This window comes from Centipeda noxia ATCC 43541, assembly GCF_000160555.1.
In the GTDB taxonomy this organism is placed as follows: Bacteria; Bacillota; Negativicutes; order Selenomonadales; family Selenomonadaceae; genus Centipeda; species Centipeda noxia.
Genome location: NZ_GG749279.1, coordinates 307,813 through 329,387, shown reverse-complemented (window position 1 = coordinate 329,387; position 21,575 = coordinate 307,813). Strand labels below are relative to the sequence as shown.

Below are 21,575 nucleotides of genomic sequence, written 5' to 3'. Positions count from 1 at the left end.
TCAGTAAATTTATCAGTGAGTCCTTTAGATATCGTTCAGCATGGAGCGTATCGGCTCGAAGGATTTGCGGTGAATAGGACAGACACCATATTTGCGAATCGCGTCGATATGCTCTTGTGTTCCATAGCCTTTGTGCTTTGCAAAGCCATAGTGCGGATATTCTGTATCGTATTGTTCCATCAAATGATCACGCGTCACCTTCGCCAGGATGGATGCCGCTGCAATCGATGCCGACTTTGCATCTCCTTTGATGATGGATTTTGAAGACATTGAGAGTTTTGGAAGCTCCACTGCGTCGATCAGAACCTCGTCGGGGGCGGGCGTAAGGGCTGCGATTGCCTCGTACATCCCCATCCTCGTTGCCTGAAGAATGTTCATGCGGTCGATGGTCTCAGCATCAATCAGCGAAATATGATACGAAAACGCCTGTTCTGTGATCTGTGCGAAAAGTTCTTCACGTACTGCATGTGAGAGCTTTTTGGAATCGTTGAGGTGCGACAGGTGGCATTCCATCGGCAGAACCACAGCGGCGACTGCGACAGGTCCTGCCAGAGGTCCGCGTCCTGCTTCATCCACTCCTGCGACGATGAGATGTCCCGCCTCAATGGCGGCGCGTTCATATGTGTACATGGCGTGCAGACGCTCGTGCTCCTTCTGCGCGCGCTCATAGCGGCGGAGGATGGTCTGTACTGACTTTCGTGAATCACTCCGGCAGCCTTCGATGAAATCATCTGTCACATTGCCATGCAGAAAGATACTCTCTATCTCTTTTATCGTCATTTTCGCTATTTCCTTTACCGCGCATTCTCTGTGGCGGGAATAGATGGCAGAACATCCAATGTAACACGTCCCAAACGTCCGCTGCGGAAATCGGTCAATACAATCTGTTCTGCTTTTTCATAGTCAATCTTACCGCCCGCACGCAGACATCCGCGTTTTCGTCCGATTTCCTCAAGCAGTGCTGCACCGCTTGGCAGCTCCCCCTCCAGTCGATAACGTTCCATGAGGTCGGATGGGTATGCTGTGCGAAGCGTATCAAGAAGCAGGAGAACAACACTTGCCACATCGTAGACGTTGTCGTTGATTGCTCCCGTAAAGGCAAGGTGAAGTGCCGCATGCTGATCCTCGAACTTTGGCCAGAGTATTCCCGGCATATCGAGAAGTTCCAGCTGTGCGCCGAGACGGATCCACTGTTTTGCGCGCGTGACACCGGGACGGTTCTCCACCTTCGTCTTTGATCCGCCCGACAGTCGATTGATAAGCGAGGATTTTCCCACATTTGGAATACCAAGAATCATACAGCGTGCTGCCCGCGCCTTTGCTCCATGGTGTACGAGTTTGTCTGTTTTCGGCTTCGCACATTTTGCAATTGCCTGCACAAGCTCCTTAACCCCGCGCCCCTTTACCGCATCTACCGGAACCGCCGTAAGTCCTTCTGCAGCGAAGTATTTCACCCATGCACGCGTCGCCGTCTCATCTGCAAGATCAGCTTTGTTGAGCACAATAAGGCGCGGTTTTCCGTTCACAATCTCCCGCAATACGGGATTCGCTGAGCTCATCGGAATTCGTGCATCCAGAAGTTCAACTACTACATCTACAAGCTTCAGATTTTCTTTGACCAGCCGCTCCGCCTTCCGCATGTGTCCGGGGTACCACTGGAGGCTTGGAATGTCGATTATATTGTTGTTTTCCATTATGACCTTTCTAGTAAAATTAATACTTACCACTCATCTTCCTGTTCAAATGGATTTTTTGGTAATAAGTGCCACGTTTTCTACATGCGAAGTTTGTGGAAAAAGATCCACGGGCTGGACTTCCTGGGTTATATAGCCAAGTTCTTTCAATATGGCGAGGTCCCGAGCAAGTGTTGCAGGGTTGCAGGAGACGTAGATGATGCGCTGTGGTCTCATATTTGCGAAGGTGCAGAGGACAGTCTCGTTGCAGCCGGCACGCGGCGGGTCAATGACGACGACATCAGGGCGAATGCCTTGCTTGTAGAGAGCGGGCATGACGGCGGTCGCATCGCCCACAATGAACTCAGCGTTCTTTACATGGTTGTCCCGTGCATTTTTCCGTGCGTCGAGGATGGCGGGCTGTACGATCTCGATGCCGTAGACCTTTCGTGCCCGTTGTGCCAAAAATAAAGTGATCGTTCCCGTACCACAGTAAGCATCAATGACAGTCTCTGTACCATGCAGATCGGCATAGGCAAGTGCTTGTTCATAAAGGCGTTCTGCCTGCCTCGTGTTGACCTGAAAGAAGGAGCGCGGCGAGATATGGAAGTTCAGCCGCCCCAAAGAGTCAATGATGGTCGGACGTCCCCACAGAAGCTGGGTGTCTCGCCCCATGATGACGTTGTTGTGGTAGGTTTGGATGTTTTGGTGAATACTGACGAGATTTGGCAGACGCTCGCGCAGCATACGAACGACATCCTTTGCCCGTGGAAGGTGTTTCGTCGCGGTTACGATGACCGCCATGAGATCGTTGTTTCGTCCGACACGTCCGATGATGTGGCGCATAACCCCCTTATGGGTGTCCTCGTTGTAGACAGGGATATGGAGGTGTTCGACGATATCGCGCATAGCATTTGCAAGATCATTGTTTGCGGTGTGCTGGATGTGGCAGTTCTTCGTGTCAATTATATTATGGCTTCCCTGTGCGAAGCAGCCAACCAGGATCTTTCCTTTGTTAATGCCGATGGGAAACTGCATTTTATTCCGATAGTTCCATGGCTCCTCTGCGCGCATAGTCTCTTTCACTGGGATTTGTGAGAGTTTACCGATATGTGTCAGCGCCTCTGCGACCTGTGCACGCTTCGCATCTAACTGTGCCTCATAGGAGAGGTGTTGGAGTTGACAGCCTCCGCAGTCTGCATAAATCTCGCAATGCGGAGGAATGCGCTTCGGGCTTGCTTGCAGAACTTCCTTCACGCGCCCGCGTGCATAATTTTTTTTCACTTCTTCGATGATGATGCAGACATTTTCACCTGGAAGTGCATTGGGGACAAATATGGTGAAGTTTTCATATCGTCCGACTCCTTCCCCGCTCGTCCCAAGGCGGTCGATTGGAATGTTATAAATCTGCCCTTTGCGGACAGGAATCATCGCTGTGCGCTTTGTTTTCTCTTTTTGTTTCATTGCTCTGCAAATGTCACCTTTTTAAACAGTTCCATCGGATGTGCCAGCAGCACGTTTGCACCATGTGCAACGAGTTCCTCCTTAGGGCGGAATCCCCAGAGTACGCCAACAGCAAACGTCTTTGCATTACGCGCAGTATCCATATCCACATTTGTATCACCGAAATAAGCTGTATTCGCTCCTGTAACCCCGAATTTTTTCATGATATAAAGAACCTTCTGCGGATCAGGCTTGCGGGGCAGTCCATCTTGATCACCAATGATTTCATGAAATATGTTATGCGGAAACAGTGCCTCCACGATACTTTCTGCGGCATTTTGATGCTTGTTGGTGCAGATGGCCATAGGAATTCTACGCCGGCGAAGCTCTTCCAGCATATCCATGATTCCGTCATATGGTTTTGTCTTATGGAGCAGATGCTCGGCATAGAAGTTCTTGTACTCTGCCATAAATGCGTCTACAAATCCTGCATCCTCTGCGTGTTTTTTTGGAAGAATCCGCTCGATCAGTTTGCGGGAACCATCGCCCACGAAATAGCGATATGCTGCTACTTCGTGCTCTGGAAATCCATGTGCATGAAGTGCAGCGTTTGCACTGTCCGCCAGATCGTCCAATGAGTCTACCAATGTGCCGTCCAGATCAAATATAGCAGCTTCGTATTTCATGGAAATACCCCCCTTTTTGACAAAAACAGCCTTTCCCCTGCGGAAAAGGCTGTTTGATTGTAGAAGCACTGATAAATTCAGTGCCATCATTTTGGTGTATCTTTTTGCACTGCCGGCGTCAACAACCTCTCTACATAGCGCAGTAGCCATGCGTCCGGTGTGCTTCTCTGACAAAATAAAAATTCTGCACCAATCTGACGGACTCCATTTTATCAGCAATTCCTTGTTCTCAGCCGAGTTTTTTTGCTAAGAGCTCGTTGACCATCTGTGGGTTTGCCTTACCCTTGGACTGCTTCATGACCTGCCCAACAAGTGCGCCGATCGCCTTCTTATTGCCGCCCTTGTAGTCCTCGACCGCTTTTGCGTTTGCTGCGATGACCTGATCGACGATATCTTCGATTTCCTTCGTATCTGTGATCTGAACAAGGCCCTTGTCTGCAACGATTTTCTCAGGAGCATCGGGCGATGTCCACATCTCCTTGAACACTGTTTTTCCGATTTTTGAGGAAATCGTCCCCTTTGAAATGAGGAGGATCATCTCGCCGAGACGCTTTGCATCGACGGGCGATTCCTCGATCGTCTTGCCTTCAGCGTTGAGGTTTTTTGCAAGGTCACCCATGAGCCAGTTTGCTGCAAGCTTGGCATCCGCGCCCGTAGCGGTAATGGAATCATAGTATTCCGCCATTGCACGTGAGCTTGTGATGATGCCCGCATCATAGGCAGAGAGCCCCGCCTCATCCATCAGACGTGCACGACGTGCATCAGGCAGCTCCGGCAGCTCCCTGCGAATCGCTTCGATCTCATCTTTGCTTGTCACGATAGGCGGAAGATCTGGTTCTGGCATATAGCGGTAGTCATGTGCCTCCTCCTTGCTGCGCATGGAGAGTGTGATGCCACGCTCTGGATCCCACGTGCGAGTCTCCTGAATAATGTGACCTCCCTCTTCGAGCACCTCGGTTTGACGCTCGACCTCGTAGTTGATAGCATCTTCGAGCGCCTTGAAGGAGTTGATATTTTTCATCTCTGTGCGTGTACCGAGCACATCTGAACCGGTGGGGCGCAAGGAGACATTGATGTCCGCGCGAAGATTACCCTCCTCCATGCGGCAGTTGGAGACATCAATGTATTCCATGATCGCCTTGATCTTCTCCATGTAGGCACGTGCTTCCTCCGCTGAGGACATGTCGGGCTCGGAGACAATCTCGAGCAGAGGCACCCCCGTACGGTTGTAATCCACGTTGGATGAAGAGGAGTCCTTGATTGTCGTGCCGGAGTGGACAAGTTTGCCCGCATCCTCTTCCATGTGTATACGTGTGAGACGGATGCGTTTTTTCCCTGCTTCCGTGTCAATGTCCACCCAGCCATGCTCCGCAATCGGGAGATCAAACTGAGAAGTCTGGAAGTTCTTCGGCAGATCAGGATAGTAGTAGTTCTTTCGGTCAAACTTGCTGTAACCGTTGATTTCGCAATTTGTTGCAAGCCCCGCCTTGATGGCGTAGTTTACCACCTGACGATTGACGACGGGCAGGACACCGGGAAGGCCGAGACAGACAGGACAGACGTGCGTATTCTGATCTGCGCCGAAGCCTGTGGTACAGCCGCAGAAAATCTTGGTCTTTGTCTTGAGTTCGCAGTGAATCTCAAGGCCGATGACGGTTTCGTATTTCATGCCCTTCCTCCAATCGGCGCCATCTTCGTATGGAAATCATGCCCCTGTTCGTAGGCGTATGCTGCGCTCAGGATCGTCTCCTCTGCAAGAGGGCGTCCGATGATCTGCAACCCGATGGGAAGCCCAGATGAGGTAAAGCCGCAAGGGATGGAGATACCCGGAAGCCCTGCAAGATTGACTGGAACAGTCGAGATATCCTGCAAATACATCTGCAGAGGGCTCGTCATCTCGCCAATCTTATATGCGGCTGTCGGTGCCGTCGGCGTCATGATAATGTCGACATCCTCGAATGCTTGCATAAAATCTCGCTGAATGAGGGTCCGAACCTTCAGCGCTTTGAGATAGTAGGCATCATAATAGCCTGCTGAAAGTGCATAGTTTCCGATGAGGATGCGGCGCTTAACCTCCGCACCAAATTTTTCCGTGCGCGTGCGTGTCATCATATCGACGAGATCTTCCCCATCTACGCGCGCACCATAGCTTACTCCGTCGTAGCGTTCAAGATTTGTTGCGGCTTCTGCGGGCGCGATCAAGTAGTAGGTGGAGACGGCGTAGTCCGTGTGTGGGAGAGAGATCTCTCTGACTTCTGCGCCCATCGTTTCGAAGTCCTCAATTGCTTTGCGGATCGCAGCCTCTACTTCTGAGTCCATCCCTGCGACGAAGTATTCCTTAGGCATACCAATTTTTAGCCCCTTCACGTCTCCACGGAGGGCTGCAGTATAGTCCGGAACCGCAGCCTTGCTTGCGGTCGAGTCCATGACATCATGGCCTGCGATGATATTCATGATGTGCGCAGCGTCTGTGACATTGCGCGTTAGGGGGCCGATCTGATCGAGAGAAGAGGCATATGCCATAAGCCCATAGCGAGAGACTCGTCCGTAGGTTGGCTTCAGTCCGACAATCCCACAGAATGAGGCAGGCTGACGGATCGATCCGCCCGTATCACTGCCGAGTGCCCAGACTGCAGTTCCAGAGGCAACTGCTGCTGCACTGCCGCCGGAGGATCCGCCGGGTACACGCTCCACATCCCAAGGATTCCGTGTTGGATGGAAGGCGGAGTTCTCCGTTGATCCTCCCATTGCAAACTCGTCGAGATTCGCCTTGCCGATAATAACTGCATCGGAGGCGTTCAGTTTACACATAACCGTTGCATCATAAGGGGGTACGAATTTTTCAAGAATCTTTGAACCCGCTGTTGTGCGTATCCCCTTCGTGCAGATATTGTCCTTGACAGCGCCGGGGATACCCGCGAGAAACTGAATCTCTTCCCCTGCTGCAATCTTTGCATCTACACGATCTGCCTCAGCAAGTGCAGTATCGCGCGTTTCCAGAAGATATGCGCCGACCTCTCCTTCCACAGCATTCATGCGCGCAAACACGTCCTCTGTCAGTTCATGTGCGCTGATTTCTTTGCGCGTGAGCATATCATGAAGGATATGCGCCGGTTTTTCATATAAGCTCACAACAGCTCCTCCTTACCCTTCGAGTACTTTCGGTACCTTGAAATAGCCGTTCTCGTGGAGCGGGGCATTCGAAAGTGCCGCTTCATTTGAAAGGGACGGGCGTACCTCATCCGCACGGAAGACATTTTCGATGGGCAGTGCATACGTCGTCGGCTGCACATCCTTTGTATCGACATCGGAAAGATTATCCACATACGTGAGGAAATCCCCCAGTGTTTTCAGCGCAGCGTCTTTCTCAGCAGCAGGAATTGCAAGGCGCGAGAGATGCGCCGTCGTCGTGAGATCCTGTTCCGTTACATTCATTTCCTACACCATCTTTCCTTACAGTATCTGAATTATTATAGCAAATCGTCCCGCAGGTATCAAACGAAATCATCAGATACGAGGCGGGTGTATAAAATCTGCTTCCAAAGCCAGAATCATCTCCCGCAGGACTTTTAGGGCCGTCGCTGTGGATGTTCCGCTCGGATCAAGCGGCGGTGAGAGCTCTACCAGATCACAAGCAACGACATTGCATCCACGAATCACAGAGAGTGCCGCCTTCATAAGTTCAATGAACGTCACCCCTCCAGCTTCTGGAGTTCCTGTTCCGGGAAAGGCTGAAGGATCAAGGACATCGAGATCAATGGTGAGATAGACAGGGCGATCCTTGACTGCGGTGACTGTTTCTGAAAGACCGGTAAAGGTAAAGGGATGAAGATTTGTATGTCCCTTGCGTGCCCACTCCCATTCCGAACGCTCTCCGCTGCGGATCCCAAACTGGTGGATGCACCCATCTCCCAAAATGTCCCACACACGTCGTATCACCGTTGCGTGGGAGAGGTGATTTCCAAGATATTCATCTCTCAGATCAGTGTGCGCATCAAAGTGAATCACTGCAAGATCCGGATACTTCTCTGCCGCAGCCTTGATTGCAGGCAGGCTCACAAGGTGCTCACCCCCGATCAGAAAGGGCAGCCGTCCCCCCTCTAGGATATTCTTTGCGTATGTATGGATCATATCAAGAGCACGTTCCGTATCTCCGAACGGCAGCTCCAAATCGCCGCCGTCGAATGCATATGCATCCTCGAGATCGAGATCCTGATATGGGCTGTAGGTCTCCAGTCCGTAGGACTCCGCGCGCATGGTACGGGAAGCGAACCGCGTTCCTGGACGATAGGACGTTGTCGAGTCGAATGGTGCACCAAAAATCACAATATGGCTGTTTTCGTATGTCCCGTCACATCCAAGGAACGTTTCAACATTGCGGTTCCACATCTTCAAGTATCTCCTCCACATAGTTGGGCAGGGCAAAAGCAGCCGCATGAAGCTGCGTATTATAATAACGCGTCTTGATTCCAAGGGATTTCCATCGTGCAAAGTTCACGCCCTCTACGGGACGCCGCAGTTTGGACGAGAACCCGAAAAGCCAATGGCCGGAAGGATATGTTGGGATATGAGCCTGATATACGCGGCTGAACGGAAATGAATGAACAATGCGCTGATGCATACGCTGCATGGCATAGGCGTCTTGCTCGTAGAACGGGCTCTCATGCTGATTGATCATGATGCCGTCCTCTTTCAGAGCCTTGAAGCAATTCCCATAGAATTCCTTCGTGAACAGCCCTTCCCCCGGACCAAACGGATCTGTTGAGTCCACTATGATGAGATCGTAGGTATTGATTGGTTTTCGTACAAAGCGCAGTCCGTCTTCGTAGTGAATGCTGACGCGTACATCATCCAGCCCAGACGCGGTAGAGGGCAGATATTCGCGGCAGACATTGACGACCATCTCATCAATCTCTACAAGGTCAATATGGCGTATGGACGGATAACGCAAAAGCTCGCGTACTGTTCCCCCATCTCCGCCGCCGATGACGAGGATGTCCGCTGCCTCCGGATGAACACACATGGGCACATGCGTAATCATCTCGTGATAGATGAATTCATCCTTCTCTGTCAGCATCATATAGCCGTCAAGCGTCAGAAATCGTCCAAACTCGGGTGACTCAAATACATCGATCCGCTGAAACTCGCTCTGTCCGCTGTAGAGCTGATGGTCAACGCGAATCGAGAAACGTACATCCGGTGTATGTTGTTCCGTATACCAAAATTCCATCATCTAATTCTCCGTCATCACATTGAGGCGATGTATACTCATATCCTCGGGGCCTGTGATCTGGCAGCCTTTTTTCTTCGCATAGCGAATGTAGGTCAGAATTTCCTCCGTGATTTGTTCCCCCGGCGCAAGTATTGGAATCCCCGGCGGATAGCACATCACAAACTCACTGCATATACGTCCGCATGTTTCTGCAATGGGCAGCGACTCTTTCTCTGCATAGAATGCATCCTGTGGTCCGCAGACGACAACGGGATCGATATACTCCATCTTGAGGGTTTTGGAGGGATCTTTGCGGTAGTTTCGCCGTATTTCAGCGAGTGCTGCAACAAGTCGTTCGATGTCTTTCGGACGATCCCCGACGGAGACGTAGGCGAGCAGATTTGCAATATCACCAAACTCTGTCTGAATGTCATAGTCATCGCGCAGGATGTCATAGACCTCGATTCCCGCGAGTCCTGTCGGGCGCGTAAAAATCGAAAGCTTCGTTGTATCGAAATCGTAGACTGCAGACCCATCAATTAACTCACGCCCATAAGCATAATAGTCGCCAATTGCATTAATCTCGTCACGTGCATATGCAACAAGGTCGATAATCTTATCAATGACCTCACGCCCGCGCAGTGCAAGGTTGCGGCGACTAATATCAAGACTGGCCAGAAGCAGATAAGATGCACTTGTTGTCTGCGTGATGTTGATGATCTGATGGACATAGCCGAGCGGCATTGTTTCGGCACAGAGGAGGATGGAACTCTGCGTCAGGGAGCCGCCGGATTTATGCATGCTTACCGCCGCCATATCCGCCCCTGCATCCATCGCAGGCACGGGCAGGCGGTCACTGAAATACAGATGTGTTCCGTGTGCCTCGTCTACGAGAACCTTCATACCGTGTTTATGCGCCAGCTCTGTAATTGCACGAAGATCGGAGCAAATTCCATAATAGGTCGGATTATTGACAAATACCGCCTTGGCATCAGGATGGCGGTCAATCGCTGCGGCAACATCCTTCGCCCGCATACCAAGTGCAATGCCAAGCAAATCATCGATGCCGGGATTTACATAGATCGGAATTGCACCGCAGAGAATCAGGGCATTGATGGCGCTTCGATGCACATTACGCGGCATGATGATCTTATCGCCGCGTCCTACTGCCGAGAGTACCATCGCCTGCACAGAGCCGGTCGTGCCGCTCACCATGAAAAAAGCATGTGCAGCCCGAAATGCCTCAGCTGCAAGATGTTCCGCATCGCGAATCACGGAGACAGGATGGCAGAGATTATCGAGCATCTTCATGGAGTTTACGTCGACATCAAGACAGGCATTTCCAAGAAATGCTGCAAGCTCCGGATTTCCACGACCACGCTTATGCCCCGGGACATCAAAGGGAACAAGGCGGGCACGCTTCATCCGCTCAAGCGCCTCCTGAATAGGAGCACTCGTCTGAGAGAGGTACGGCATTATTTCCCCTCCGTGAGGAGTTTGGAAACGAGTTCGTCATAACGATAATCTCCTGCGAGGCCTTTGTTTTTCACCCACCGCACTGCTTCATCAACGTCCTTCTCTGCTGGAAGCCCAGCGAAGTGATAGGGTTTAAGTACGAGAGCATCGCGTGCGGGTCCAGGAAAACCGCTCCGCTCCATTATGAGATCAATATAATCCGCACGGGGGGTATTGTTGAGGTAGTTGGCTGCTTTGTCATAGGCGCGGTACATTGCTCGAATGGACTGCTCTTTGTCCTTGATTGCAGAGTCCGTAAAGACAATTACGCCCGGATTGATTCCAAGCTCCCCTGATCCTGTCACATAACGGCTTCCCGAAAACTCAGCGACACTTGCCATCGGTTCCGGAAGGACTGCTGCCGCAAGATTCCCGCTTTGCAGCATTTCAAGGCGTACGGGAATCTGCGGGATGACGACCTTTGATACATCCTTTTCCCCCACCCCATTCACCGCGAGAATTTCATCCGTCACGTATTCGATGATTGTGTTGCGGGAGATGGCGATCTCCTTGCCGCGCAGGTCTGCCGCTGAGGCAATGTCCGTGTTTCCGCCCGCAACGAGGTTATAGCTTCCGTCCGTGTAGGATGTCGCATATACGGAAAAACCGCCTGAACGCGCAAAAATGACGGCAAGCAGGTCAGAGACCGCACCGTCGAGGCTGCCGCTTTGAAGCGCCGCATCCCGCTCCATAGCACTTTTGAAAGGAATGAGTTCGATTTCGAGCCCCTCTTCCGCAAAATATCCATATTCTGCAGCGATGATAAACGGAATCGAGTCTGTATCCGGCATCAGTCCGATGGTTAATTTTGAAAGCTTCTGCTCTTTTACCTGCGGCTCTGAACCGCAGCCCACCATTACAAAAAGCATCACCACCAGTACAATGGAAAGAATTCTCTTCATCAAACCTTCCCTTCCCGATCTTCAACAGTTGGAGCGTGTTCCTTTTCCATGTGTTCGCAGAGATAGCGCAGTGTCCACATTGTATTGTACGGCGTAATTGCCGACTTATACGTAATGCGAGGAATTCCCGCATCTTCCAATGCCATGAGAACCTTCGTCATCCTTTTTCCCTGAATGTGCTCCAGCAATAGGAGCCGGTGCGGGAACTCAAAAGGCTCATCTGCCGGTGAAGGAAATGCGGGCTTATAGCCCTTGATACCTAACAGCCAGCCGACCTTCTCCCGCCACGCCTCCCGAGAAAGAGTCTGTATACGGATTCCGAGCGTACGAAATACATTCTTTGCCGTGTGGATCTGATCCTCCGGAAATTGATAGAGAAACACGCGCTCTTCTTTTTTTGCCATCATGCCATCCAATTATTTTGCGGATAATCCGCGCATTAAGAGATAGGTCACAAGTTCATCCAGGGAGACTTCTTCCTCCAGCATTTTTTTCTCAAGTGATGTGCGCAGTGTCTTGGGAAGACGAACCGCCAAAAAACCATTCATTAAAAGATCGGCTGATCCGCCTAACTTCTGTGGGGGCTTTTTCTTGGATTTGAGTTCAGATTTCTGTGGCTCTTTTATCGTTATCTCTTCCGACTTATTTTCCGGTGCATTTTTTTTCTTTACGACCTTCGCAGTGCGTTTTTTTTGCTCCTGCACTTTTCCTGCTTTCTCTGCAATCGTTTTTTGACCGTTTTTTACATTTTTTTCTTCTGTCGATTTCTTCTTTGCCATGGATGTTTCCTCCGTATTCTGGTTCTCGTGGTTCTTTGCTGTATTATCCTTTCCGCTTTTGCGCTCTGGTGGATAGACGAAGAATTCATTATATGCGTTGCGCAAATCTTCACTTGCCTGTTTCGTCCCGACTCCTATGATATAGGACGGATCCTCTGCATTTAAGGATTCAGCAATGCGAACAAAATCTGAATCTGTTGTAATGATAAAATACTTCCGCACTCCTTCCTGATAGAGAATCTGTGCGGAATCATAGAGTGCAGAGTCAAGTGAGTTTTTTCCGTAGAATGTCCTGCTGATCTGTCGAAATGTAAAATCAGGATACTGCATAAGGCGATCCCAGCGTTTCTGTTCGGGATGCGCCTCCCAATCAGAAACGATAATCATGCGGCAGGGCTGATAGCGCTGTGCTTTATCAATGGTATATTGGAGCATTTCGATTGGCGCATTCTCAATATCATAGAGAATTGCTACGGTATCATTGCTCGAATCGAGCATTATGCATCTCTCCTCACTCTACCCTGTCAGAAAAGGAACGCCTGGCTCGCTGTGCAAGAAATGCTGCTTCGATTTCCAGCACGTCCGCTTGACGCAGATTATTTTCTGCTGCGCGAATGGTGACCGCATTCTTATCCGTCATCCACGCAGCATAGCCTTGGGCGTACGCAATGTGCAGATCACATATCTTAAGACGGAGTTGGTGCAAACTCTGCATCGTCCGCGGAACAGTGACAGCTGCAAGTTCCTCACGGCGTTTCTGCCAGTCTGAAAGGATATCTTGTTCCATGGTCTGGCGTGCCATATCCCGAGTTGCCTGATTTCCAAGAGTCCCTGCCCCCAATATACTGTAAAGCCGTATCCGGGCCGCAGCAATGCTCTGATCATGGCGTTCCGCAATGGCATCCGTTTCCTCCAAATAGGCTTCGACACGAAGACGCCGTGATTTTCCCAAGAATACGGCATACTCATGCAGATTCTCGATGGAAACGACCTGCCAATCTCCTTCCTCAGAAGGAGCAAGGCTGATTTTGAATGTAAAGTTGCTGTCTGCTTCCTCTTGATATGTAACCACATCCGCCAAAGCAGTCTGTGCCTCTTCATCCACGGTCAGATTGGCAATTTCACGTAAACTTAAATCACGTACACCGATGCGAGAAAGGATATTTTCGGCGTCCGCCCCCTCTTGCGCCGCATCCGCGGAGGGCCATTCTCCTGTTTTTAGGCGCGTATCCAAAGCGTCCCTCAGCATCTTGATAAAGGCGGGTTTGAGCATTCTGGAAAAGTCTTCAAGGGCAGTAGACGTTTCACGTGAATGCCCAAATTCAGCTTCCATTGTTCCTGCCATAAAATCATCATAACCGGAATCGAGTATGGAATCCAAGCGAACATAACGCAGAAACTGCGGCTCATCGTGCTGATCCAATGCCGACTCAACAGAACGAAGTGCATATTCCGGTGTCTTCGTATAAACGCGAAAATACCAAAAGAGCCCCGCAAGCATTACTACAACTCCGAGCAGCGCAGCACAGACAACCTTCGCTTTTGTAGCACGGCTCATCATCACACTCCCCCCCATTATTAATATTAACAGTTCAAACAATCATTTGATCAATGATCCCACCACCAAGAACAACATCATCTTCATAAAATACAATGGACTGCCCGGGCGTAACAGCGCGCTGCAGCTCTGAAAAGAGTACATGCACCTCCCCATCTTTATGTGATGTAATGGTTGCAGAAGCTGACCTTTTTCCATAGCGAATCTTCGCCTGCACTGTACGAGGATTATCCAGTGCAATCGGCATGGTCCAGTTCAGATCGGATGCTGTCAATCCTCGAGCATAGACTTCATTTGCGGTTCCTACAACAACACGATTGTGCAACGTATCCAATGCAGTCACATAGAGCGGCTGCGTTGCCGCAATTCCCAAACCTTTTCGCTGTCCTATCGTATAAAATGCGATCCCCTCATGAATACCGAGAACATTCCCAGCACGATCTACAATATTCCCTGGGCAGCAGGATTCTGGACGTTTTTCGCGCAGATAGGATTTATAATCATCACGCGGCACAAAGCAAATCTCCTGGCTTTCTGCTTTATATGCAACAGGAAGATGGTATTGTTCTGCCATACGGCGTGTCTCATGCTTACTGAACACGCCCAGCGGCAACAGTACATGCGCAAGTATTTCCTGGTTCATATGGTAGAGGACATAAGATTGATCCTTTTCCAGATCCAATCCTTTACGTAAACGATACGTGCCGTCTTTCCCATGATCAATGCGTGCATAATGTCCGGTTGCGATATAGGAGGCCCCCAGTTCCTTTGATTTATGAAGGAGTCCTTCAAATTTAATAAAGCGGTTACAGGCAATGCAAGGGTTCGGCGTGCGTCCATGCAGATATTCATTGAAAAAATAATCGATCACAGCATGTTGAAACGGCTCCGTGAAATCCATAACATAGTGCGGGATTCCAAGAACATCTGCAACTCGCCGCGCATCGTCAACGCTGATCAATGAACAGCAGCTGCGGTCATTCGAAGGTGCATCTCTGTTTTCCGCCGAAAGACGCATTGTTACCCCCACAACGTCGTATCCCCGTTCCTGCAGTAGTGCCGCCGCTAAAGAACTATCTACGCCGCCGCTCATAGCGACCACAACGCGTTCCTTCTTCATCTTACGCTCCACAGATTAATTATTCTCCTAAATTTTCGTTTAGTATAGCATTTGCCCTCGGAAAATACAAGATATTGTATATGTTCCATAGAGTCTACACAAATCGTATTTTTTTTGTTAAAATGGAAATAAATTTGGTGAAGAGAGGAATCTTATGCAATTTATCGGCATTATTGCTGAATATAATCCTTTCCATTGCGGACACGTTTGGCAGCTTCGTGAGCTGCGCCGAAGATATCCGGATATTGACGGGATCATCGTTGCAATGAGCGGCAGCTTTACACAGCGCGGTACACCGTGCATCATGGACAAGTGGAGGAGAGCGCGCCATGCGGTGGCTGGCGGGGCTGATCTCGTACTTGAACTTCCGTTTGTCTTTGCCTGCCGCAGTGCGCAGGACTTTGCACGCGGCGGAATTTCACTGCTCTCACGCCTTGGTGTCGTCAGTCATCTCGCCTTCGGTACAGAGGCAAATGAGACAGCGCCGCTCATGGAGATCGCGCTGCAGATTGATTCCGATCCCGTTCAGGAAAAAATATACGAGTATATCGACGCAGGTTTTTCCTATGCTGCAGCTTTATCTCATGCACTCATGGATGTTGGCGTATCCGAGGATATGCTCCGCGCGCCGAATAATATTCTTGCCGTCGAGTATCTGCGTGCACTGCATCAATTTGCTCCGCAGATAACTCCTATCCCCGTTCAGCGAAAATCGGTGCAGCACAGTGATGTACATTTATATGCAGGCATTACAAGCGCCTCATCCATCCGAACTGCCCTTCGCAGAATTCCTCCGGCATGGAATCTGTTGGAGAAAAGTCTCTTGCCCCTCGTATTCAGTGATCTGCATACGGCATATTTATTTGGCCTTCCGGAAGAAAATGAACTCCTCCGCCTGCTGCGGTATGAGCTGCTCATACGAAATACTAGTGAATTGAATAATATCTGCGGAGTTGCGGAGGGAATAGAAAATCGCCTCGTTGACTGTCTAAAAACAACAGCTGAATACAACGACCTCATCAAAAAAGTATCGACGAAACGCTATCCGCAAAGCCGTATTGCCCGCCTGATCGTACATCTGCTGCTGTGCTTACAAAAGGCGCAGACAACAGTATTTGACAAGGAAGGCGCTTCCTATATCCGGCCATTGGCATTCAATACGCAGGGGAGAAACATCCTCCGTCAAATAAAAAAATATACTCAGCTTCCGATTGTCACACGTACTGCTGCATTTTTGACAAGTGGTCAACGCAGCGTTCCTAGCAGTGAGCTGTCACTACTTCAGCAAATGCTTTCCTTTGATACGCGTGCAACGGAACTTCGTATCCTAACGCTTTTGACAGAACATAAAGATACCTGCCGTACAGATTTCATTACTTCGCCTCAGCTTTTGTAAAGAGGAAAAGAGAGGGCTCCATGAATCCGCATGTAAATTTATCCAAGCTTCTTGCATTGCGATCAATCCGTCATGATCCAATTATCTCAGCTCTCGAAAACGCCATACTGCTCGGTGAGAACGGTATGCAAGAACGGAATGAATGCTGTTCCCGCTTGATCACTGCGGCAGAGAATCTTGGCCTCAAGGGCAATTTGCTTTCCCGCTACCTGCTCCACGTAATCATCTACAGATCCAATATCGTCTCTGAAATCATGGAGCGTACAGGACTCCCCCCCGGAAACAGTCTTCGCCACATTTTCTATCGGGATATTGCGCTTCTACACCCGCTTCTTATCACACCGACCAGCAATTTTCTCGGCGAAAAAATTTTAGACGACTACGAACCTACAAAAAAAACATATGATAAAACGGAAGATTTTCTGCTTCCATGGCTTGAGACTGCAAATAGCACAGAAGACTATGCAGAGGCACTTCTCACATTTTATGCACGTTATGGCTGCGGAGATATTGCCGCGTATGCTGTCTTCCATTGGGATGAATCGAAGAAACGGCTTTGCGGCATCACACATTTTGAATGCATGCGGATGAAAGATCTCATCGGATACCGGCGTCAGAAAGAACAGCTCATTCAAAATACACGTGCTTTTGTTCAGGGAAAGCCTGCAAATCACGTTCTGCTCGTCGGCGCCCGCGGCACAGGAAAATCTTCGGCAGTCAAAGCGCTTGTCGGAGAATTCGAGGAGAATAGCCTCCGTCTTGTTCAGGTCACAAAGGAGCAACTGAGAAAGCTACCTGAGATTATGAATGCTTTGCGGGGCTACGCGGGACGTAAGTTTGTCCTCTTTCTCGACGATATTTCGTTTGAAGACTCCGATGCCGAGTTTAAAGCGGTCAAATCCGCCATTGAGGGAGGCGTCTCCTCTTGCCCACCGAACGTACGTCTCTATGCGACCTCCAACCGTCGTCATCTTGTACGCGAGACATGGTGTGAACGTGAGCAGAATGAACTCTATCGCAACGACAGTATAAATGAAAACATATCGTTGTCAGACCGTTTTGGTCTCATTATCCATTACCACACGCCAGATCAAGATGAGTATCTAGAAATTATCGATCACATGCTCTCACAACGAGGCATACACCTCTCTCCTGAGGAACTTCGTATTGCCGGACTGCGTTGGGAGATGACCCACAGCGGACGCAGCGGGCGTACAGCGCAGCAATTCGTCGCGTACTACCTCGGGAATTACTAAGGATCAGCAGTATACCGAGAGCGCCATCGGAAGCGTACGTATTCGCAGAGGGAGCAGCGGACCGCACTCACCGTCGATATCGCTGCATAGGAGCTCATCTGTTCGGATTTCAAATTCCTTTGCACGAATGTGCAGGATATTCTCCCGTTCTGTTACTGTTTTTCCGGAAAATAGGTCTGCTGCAACGGACATAAACTGTGGCAGTCCTGTTTTTTTGACTGCCAAAAGATCCAGCATTCCATCATCAATTGAGATATGATCACCAATCTGTTTCATCCCGGCAACAACAGGGCTGTTTGCTATAACAAAAAGAAATATATCCGCATCATACACAACTCCGTCTGCCGTAATCTGGACAGAAAAAGAGCGCAGGCGCGGGAGCTCACCGATTCCTTTCAGATAGTAAGCAACTTTTCCCAGCGTATTTTTATAGGCGGATTTTACCTCATGTGCAATTCCTGTGAGCATTCCCGCACTGACAACGTTGACAAAATATTTTCCGTGTCCGTCAAGTATGCCCAGATCGACACGCCGCGACTCATCTGCCGCAATGCGTTCAATATAGGATTCCCAATCTCCCTGGATACCGAGATGTGTCGCAAAATCATTAGAGGTTCCGCTGCTGAGTATGCCAAGCGGTACATCTGTTTCCGACTCCAGCATGGCATTTACGACGGCATGCACTGTGCCGTCTCCACCGGCCGCAAGGACGCCGTCCGGATGAACCTCACGGAGAAAACGACCCAAATCATCCTGCTTTCCTCCACGTGTGCGGTAGGGGCAGAGCAAGATATCATGACGCTGAAACATTTCAATTAAAAGATCGAGTTTTCCTTTAAAGAGAGCATGCCCGGAGACGGGATTATAGATTAGCCCATGTTTTTTCATGTCTTAAAAACCCCAATCCTTTGCAGAAATTGAATTCCAACTGTACCAATTATCGGCAGTCGCCGAAGATCCTCTTCAATCAATGCACGCAGAAGAATCATTGCCGCAATATAGATGACACATCCGAAGAATACCGCCCCAAATGTAGAAATCGCAGCAATCCCCCACCACGCTAGGGTCCATATATAGAAAAGATAGACACCCCCTGCCATGATGCCTGCAGAGCATATTGTCTTGAAAAGCTGCAGGAACTCAATGCGGTAGCCGATAAAACGATAGATAAAGTACAGATTTATTAACGCAGCAACACCCATATCCGCCGCTGTCGCCCATGCAGCTCCCATGATACCGAGCCAGGGAATGGCAGTCAGGTGCCAGTTTAAGAAAACCTTTGCCGCTGCGGCTAGAATCATATTCACCATTGGAATCGTGGGATGCCCAAGCCCCTGGAGAATACCTGTCGAGACCTGGTGCAGTCCAAGCAGAATAATGCTCACCGCTGAGATCATCACCGCAGGACCGGCCCCAGGCGCGTTATAGATCAAAGCAGATATCGGCGTTGCAAGGATAAATACGATGACAAATGCAGGAAAACAGACAAAGTTCGAAATGCGAACCGAAGCAGCTGTCTGATCGTAAACACGTGCCCGATTACCGAGTACCCGGGACTCCGAAATGGCAGGTACAATACTCATTGCCATCGATGCCGTCAATATCGTTGCGAGATTTACCAGCGGAACTGCCATTCCGTTCAAGTAGCCAAACAGCTCTGTTGCCTCACTGATGCTGTAGCCTGCCGCCTCAAGGCGCTGTGGTACGATCATGAGATCCAGATTCGATACGACCGGTAGCATAATACTTGCCGCCGATACCGGAAGAGCCAGTTTGAAAATACGCTTGATAATAGAGCGCCTGGATTCATACGCTGCACCTGGCAACGGCTTAACTTGCGTACCGTAATCACGTGCGATATCCCGCTCCAGTTTGATATGAAAGTAAACGAGGACGATAAGTCCTGTCACAGCTCCAGCAAGTGCGCCAAGCGAAGCGCCTGCAGCAGCATAGTCAAGTCCCCACGGCATGAGGAGACTTGCAAGAACGATCATTGTCACAACGCGGAAGACCTGCTCTACGATTTGTGAGACTGCCGTCGGTGTCATGCGCTGCCAGCCCTGCAGATAGCCGCGTGAGCTTGCAAGAAGAGTCACAAAAAAGACGGTGGGCGCCAGTACGACAACCGCTTTATATGCACGTGCATCACGAATAAGCTGCCAGTCAATCAGCCAATCAGCAGCCAGATAGGTAAGAATAGAAAAAAACAGTCCCGTGAACAGCATAAGCATCATTGAGATGCGAAAAACACGCTTTGCTCCGTAGATATCGTTCAATGCTACACGCTCTGCCGTAATAATTGAAATAGCAACGGGAACGCCTGCCTGCGAGACCGTCATAGCAAAAAAATAAATGGGAAAAGCCATCTGATACAGCCCGATTCCCTCGCCTCCAAGGATACGGGACACGAAGATCCAATTCAATGAACCAATGACCTTAACCACGAAACCCGCGATCGTCAGGACAAAGGTTCCTTTGAGGAAGGATTCTCCCTTGCTGCTTTTCCCTGCAGCAATATCTATCTCACTAATGAGAAACACCGCCTCAATATGATACTTTGAATATCTGCAAATGGATACACATTTTACGACTTACTCTTGAATTATAGCATATGCCATTCTTCGGAGCAATCCGGATAATCTCTTGCTGACGGACTTTTCCAAAAATAAAAAACCTCCTGTGAGAAATTTTCCCACAGGAGGCTTCTGCAAAATTAACTGCGCTTCTCTTTTACTGCTGCAAACGCTTTCTTTGCCGCCGCAATCGTGCGCGCAATATCTTCATCCGTATGAGCCCCCGATAGAAAAGTCGTCTCGAACTGGGATGGCGCGAGATATATTCCTTCATCCAGCATTGTTTCGAACCAAATACGAAAGGCATCCTGATCTGCAGACACAGCATCGTCGTAATCATAAACATCTCGGTCAATAAAGAAAATACCAAACATCGAGCCCGCTTGGTGAGCACAGATTGGAACACCGGCATCCTTTGCAGCGCGCTGCCACCCGAGCAGAAGATCCTTCGTTTTGATGGTCAGTTCACGACTGTAATCTGCCTTTCCCTCTTTCGATTCTGCCGTCAAAATTCTAAGCGTCTCAATGCCAGCCGTCATTGCAAGTGGGTTTCCCGAGAGCGTTCCTGCCTGATAAACAGGCCCTGCAGGGGAAATATATTCCATGATTTCGCGTCGTCCACCATATGCCGCTACGGGAAGTCCACCGCCAATGATCTTGCCAAGACAGGTGAGATCAGGACGGATACCATATGCGGCCTGAGCCCCGCCAAGCGAGGCACGGAATCCGCACATTACTTCATCGAAGATAAGGAGTGCGCCATGCTTTTCCGTAAGCTCCCGTAGGAGTGAGAGATATCCCTGACGCGGCAGTACAAGTCCCATATTTCCTGCCACCGGTTCTACGATAACTGCTGCAATATGCTCTCCGTCATACTCCATAACCGTACGAATTGCATTCTCGTTGTTGTAAGGAACGGCAATCGTATCTGCAGCTGTTCCACCCGTAACCCCCGGAGAACTCGGTACCCCAAATGTCGCCATCCCAGAGCCTGCGCTGACAAGCAGGCTGTCACTGTGCCCATGATAGCATCCGATAAATTTTACGATCTTATCGCGCCCCGTATATCCGCGTGCGAGGCGAAGAGCGCTCATTGTCGCTTCCGTCCCCGAATTCACCATACGAATCACTTCAATGGACGGATAGATGTTTTTGACGAGTTTTGCCAGCTCCGTCTCAAGGAGAGTCGGAGCACCATAGCTTGTCCCGTGCGTCACAGCCTCCTGCAATGCACCTACCACTTGGGGATGTGCATGACCGACAATCATCGGTCCCCATGAACCAACGTAGTCAATGTACTCGTTCCCGTCGATATCATAAATTTTCGATCCCTGCGCGCGCGCAATAAAGAGAGGATTGCCGCCCACATTTGCAAACGAGCGAACGGGGCTATTGACTCCGCCCGGCATATACTGTTTCGCCTCGTCAAAGGCGAGTCTTGACTTTTCTGTATTCCGCATGG

20 protein-coding genes are annotated in these 21,575 nt (G+C 49.9%); 2 read left to right on the top strand and 18 right to left on the bottom strand.

The annotated features are described in order from the left end of the window. Positions 1-24: 24 nt before the first annotated feature. The 15 genes from HMPREF7545_RS03040 to mnmA form a co-directional block, all read right to left on the bottom strand. Positions 25-780, bottom strand: coding sequence for a ribonuclease HII (locus HMPREF7545_RS03040; RefSeq protein WP_006694206.1), 756 nt, complete (start codon positions 778-780; stop codon positions 25-27). Positions 781-794: 14 nt separating this feature from the next. Next, positions 795-1,694, bottom strand: coding sequence for a ribosome biogenesis GTPase YlqF (gene ylqF, locus HMPREF7545_RS03035; RefSeq protein WP_006694205.1), 900 nt, complete (start codon positions 1,692-1,694; stop codon positions 795-797). 45 nt (positions 1,695-1,739) lie between these two features. Beyond that, on the bottom strand, positions 1,740-3,137 hold the full coding sequence (gene rlmD, locus HMPREF7545_RS03030) for a 23S rRNA (uracil(1939)-C(5))-methyltransferase RlmD (protein WP_006694204.1): 1,398 nt from the start codon (positions 3,135-3,137) through the stop codon (positions 1,740-1,742). Then, on the bottom strand, positions 3,134-3,802 hold the full coding sequence (locus HMPREF7545_RS03025) for an HAD family hydrolase (protein WP_040571162.1): 669 nt from the start codon (positions 3,800-3,802) through the stop codon (positions 3,134-3,136). Before HMPREF7545_RS03025 ends, rlmD begins: the two co-directional genes overlap by 4 nt. 229 nt (positions 3,803-4,031) lie before the next feature. Beyond that, the gene (gene gatB, locus HMPREF7545_RS03020; protein WP_006694202.1) at positions 4,032-5,471 is read right to left on the bottom strand and encodes an Asp-tRNA(Asn)/Glu-tRNA(Gln) amidotransferase subunit GatB; all 1,440 of its coding nucleotides are present in this window, start codon (positions 5,469-5,471) and stop codon (positions 4,032-4,034) included. Next, entirely contained in the window at positions 5,468-6,934 is a 1,467-nt protein-coding gene (gene gatA, locus HMPREF7545_RS03015; protein WP_040571161.1) for an Asp-tRNA(Asn)/Glu-tRNA(Gln) amidotransferase subunit GatA, read from the bottom strand. Before gatA ends, gatB begins: the two co-directional genes overlap by 4 nt. A gap of 12 nt (positions 6,935-6,946) precedes the next feature. Next, positions 6,947-7,237 carry an Asp-tRNA(Asn)/Glu-tRNA(Gln) amidotransferase subunit GatC gene (gene gatC / locus HMPREF7545_RS03010; protein ID WP_006694200.1) on the bottom strand — a complete coding sequence of 97 codons (291 nt, stop codon included), beginning with the start codon at positions 7,235-7,237 and terminating at the stop codon, positions 6,947-6,949. Between the two features lie 72 nt (positions 7,238-7,309). Next, positions 7,310-8,191, bottom strand: coding sequence for an agmatinase (gene speB, locus HMPREF7545_RS03005; protein WP_006694199.1), 882 nt, complete (start codon positions 8,189-8,191; stop codon positions 7,310-7,312). After that, positions 8,172-9,032, bottom strand: coding sequence for a polyamine aminopropyltransferase (gene speE / locus HMPREF7545_RS03000; RefSeq protein ID WP_040571198.1), 861 nt, complete (start codon positions 9,030-9,032; stop codon positions 8,172-8,174). Before speE ends, speB begins: the two co-directional genes overlap by 20 nt. Positions 9,033-9,035: 3 nt before the next feature. After that, complete coding sequence (locus tag HMPREF7545_RS02995) at positions 9,036-10,490, bottom strand: aminotransferase class I/II-fold pyridoxal phosphate-dependent enzyme (protein WP_006694197.1); 1,455 nt, start codon at positions 10,488-10,490, stop codon at positions 9,036-9,038. Beyond that, entirely contained in the window at positions 10,490-11,431 is a 942-nt protein-coding gene (locus HMPREF7545_RS02990) for an ABC transporter substrate-binding protein (protein ID WP_006694196.1), read from the bottom strand. The genes HMPREF7545_RS02995 and HMPREF7545_RS02990 overlap by 1 nt, the downstream gene beginning before the upstream one ends. After that, positions 11,431-11,835, bottom strand: a complete 405-nt coding sequence (locus HMPREF7545_RS02985; RefSeq protein WP_006696125.1) for a DUF3783 domain-containing protein — start codon at positions 11,833-11,835, stop codon at positions 11,431-11,433. The genes HMPREF7545_RS02990 and HMPREF7545_RS02985 overlap by 1 nt, the downstream gene beginning before the upstream one ends. Before the next feature lie 12 nt (positions 11,836-11,847). After that, a complete protein-coding gene (locus HMPREF7545_RS02980) occupies positions 11,848-12,708 on the bottom strand; it encodes an NYN domain-containing protein (RefSeq protein ID WP_006694194.1) in 861 nt (286 codons plus the stop codon). A 13-nt stretch (positions 12,709-12,721) separates the two neighbouring features. Next, on the bottom strand, positions 12,722-13,771 hold the full coding sequence (locus tag HMPREF7545_RS02975; protein ID WP_040571160.1) for a hypothetical protein: 1,050 nt from the start codon (positions 13,769-13,771) through the stop codon (positions 12,722-12,724). 31 nt (positions 13,772-13,802) lie between these two features. Continuing rightward, positions 13,803-14,888, bottom strand: coding sequence for a tRNA 2-thiouridine(34) synthase MnmA (mnmA, locus tag HMPREF7545_RS02970; protein WP_211204983.1), 1,086 nt, complete (start codon positions 14,886-14,888; stop codon positions 13,803-13,805). Between the two features lie 154 nt (positions 14,889-15,042). Between mnmA and HMPREF7545_RS02965 the strand changes: the two genes are divergently transcribed. Both HMPREF7545_RS02965 and HMPREF7545_RS02960 read left to right on the top strand, forming a co-directional pair. Beyond that, positions 15,043-16,284, top strand: a complete 1,242-nt coding sequence (locus HMPREF7545_RS02965; RefSeq protein ID WP_006694191.1) for a tRNA(Met) cytidine acetate ligase — start codon at positions 15,043-15,045, stop codon at positions 16,282-16,284. A gap of 20 nt (positions 16,285-16,304) precedes the next feature. After that, the gene (locus tag HMPREF7545_RS02960) at positions 16,305-17,540 is read left to right on the top strand and encodes an ATP-binding protein (RefSeq protein ID WP_006694190.1); all 1,236 of its coding nucleotides are present in this window, start codon (positions 16,305-16,307) and stop codon (positions 17,538-17,540) included. A gap of 3 nt (positions 17,541-17,543) precedes the next feature. Here HMPREF7545_RS02960 and HMPREF7545_RS02955 read toward each other — a convergent pair whose 3' ends face one another. The 3 genes from HMPREF7545_RS02955 to hemL all read right to left on the bottom strand — a co-directional run bounded on the left by HMPREF7545_RS02955 (position 17,544) and on the right by hemL (position 21,573). After that, positions 17,544-18,428, bottom strand: coding sequence for a diacylglycerol/lipid kinase family protein (locus tag HMPREF7545_RS02955; RefSeq protein ID WP_006694189.1), 885 nt, complete (start codon positions 18,426-18,428; stop codon positions 17,544-17,546). Next, complete coding sequence (locus tag HMPREF7545_RS02950; RefSeq protein ID WP_006694188.1) at positions 18,425-20,080, bottom strand: putative polysaccharide biosynthesis protein; 1,656 nt, start codon at positions 20,078-20,080, stop codon at positions 18,425-18,427. Before HMPREF7545_RS02950 ends, HMPREF7545_RS02955 begins: the two co-directional genes overlap by 4 nt. 173 nt (positions 20,081-20,253) lie before the next feature. After that, positions 20,254-21,573 carry a glutamate-1-semialdehyde 2,1-aminomutase gene (gene hemL / locus HMPREF7545_RS02945; RefSeq protein ID WP_006694187.1) on the bottom strand — a complete coding sequence of 440 codons (1,320 nt, stop codon included), beginning with the start codon at positions 21,571-21,573 and terminating at the stop codon, positions 20,254-20,256. Between the last annotated feature and the right edge of the window lie 2 nt (positions 21,574-21,575).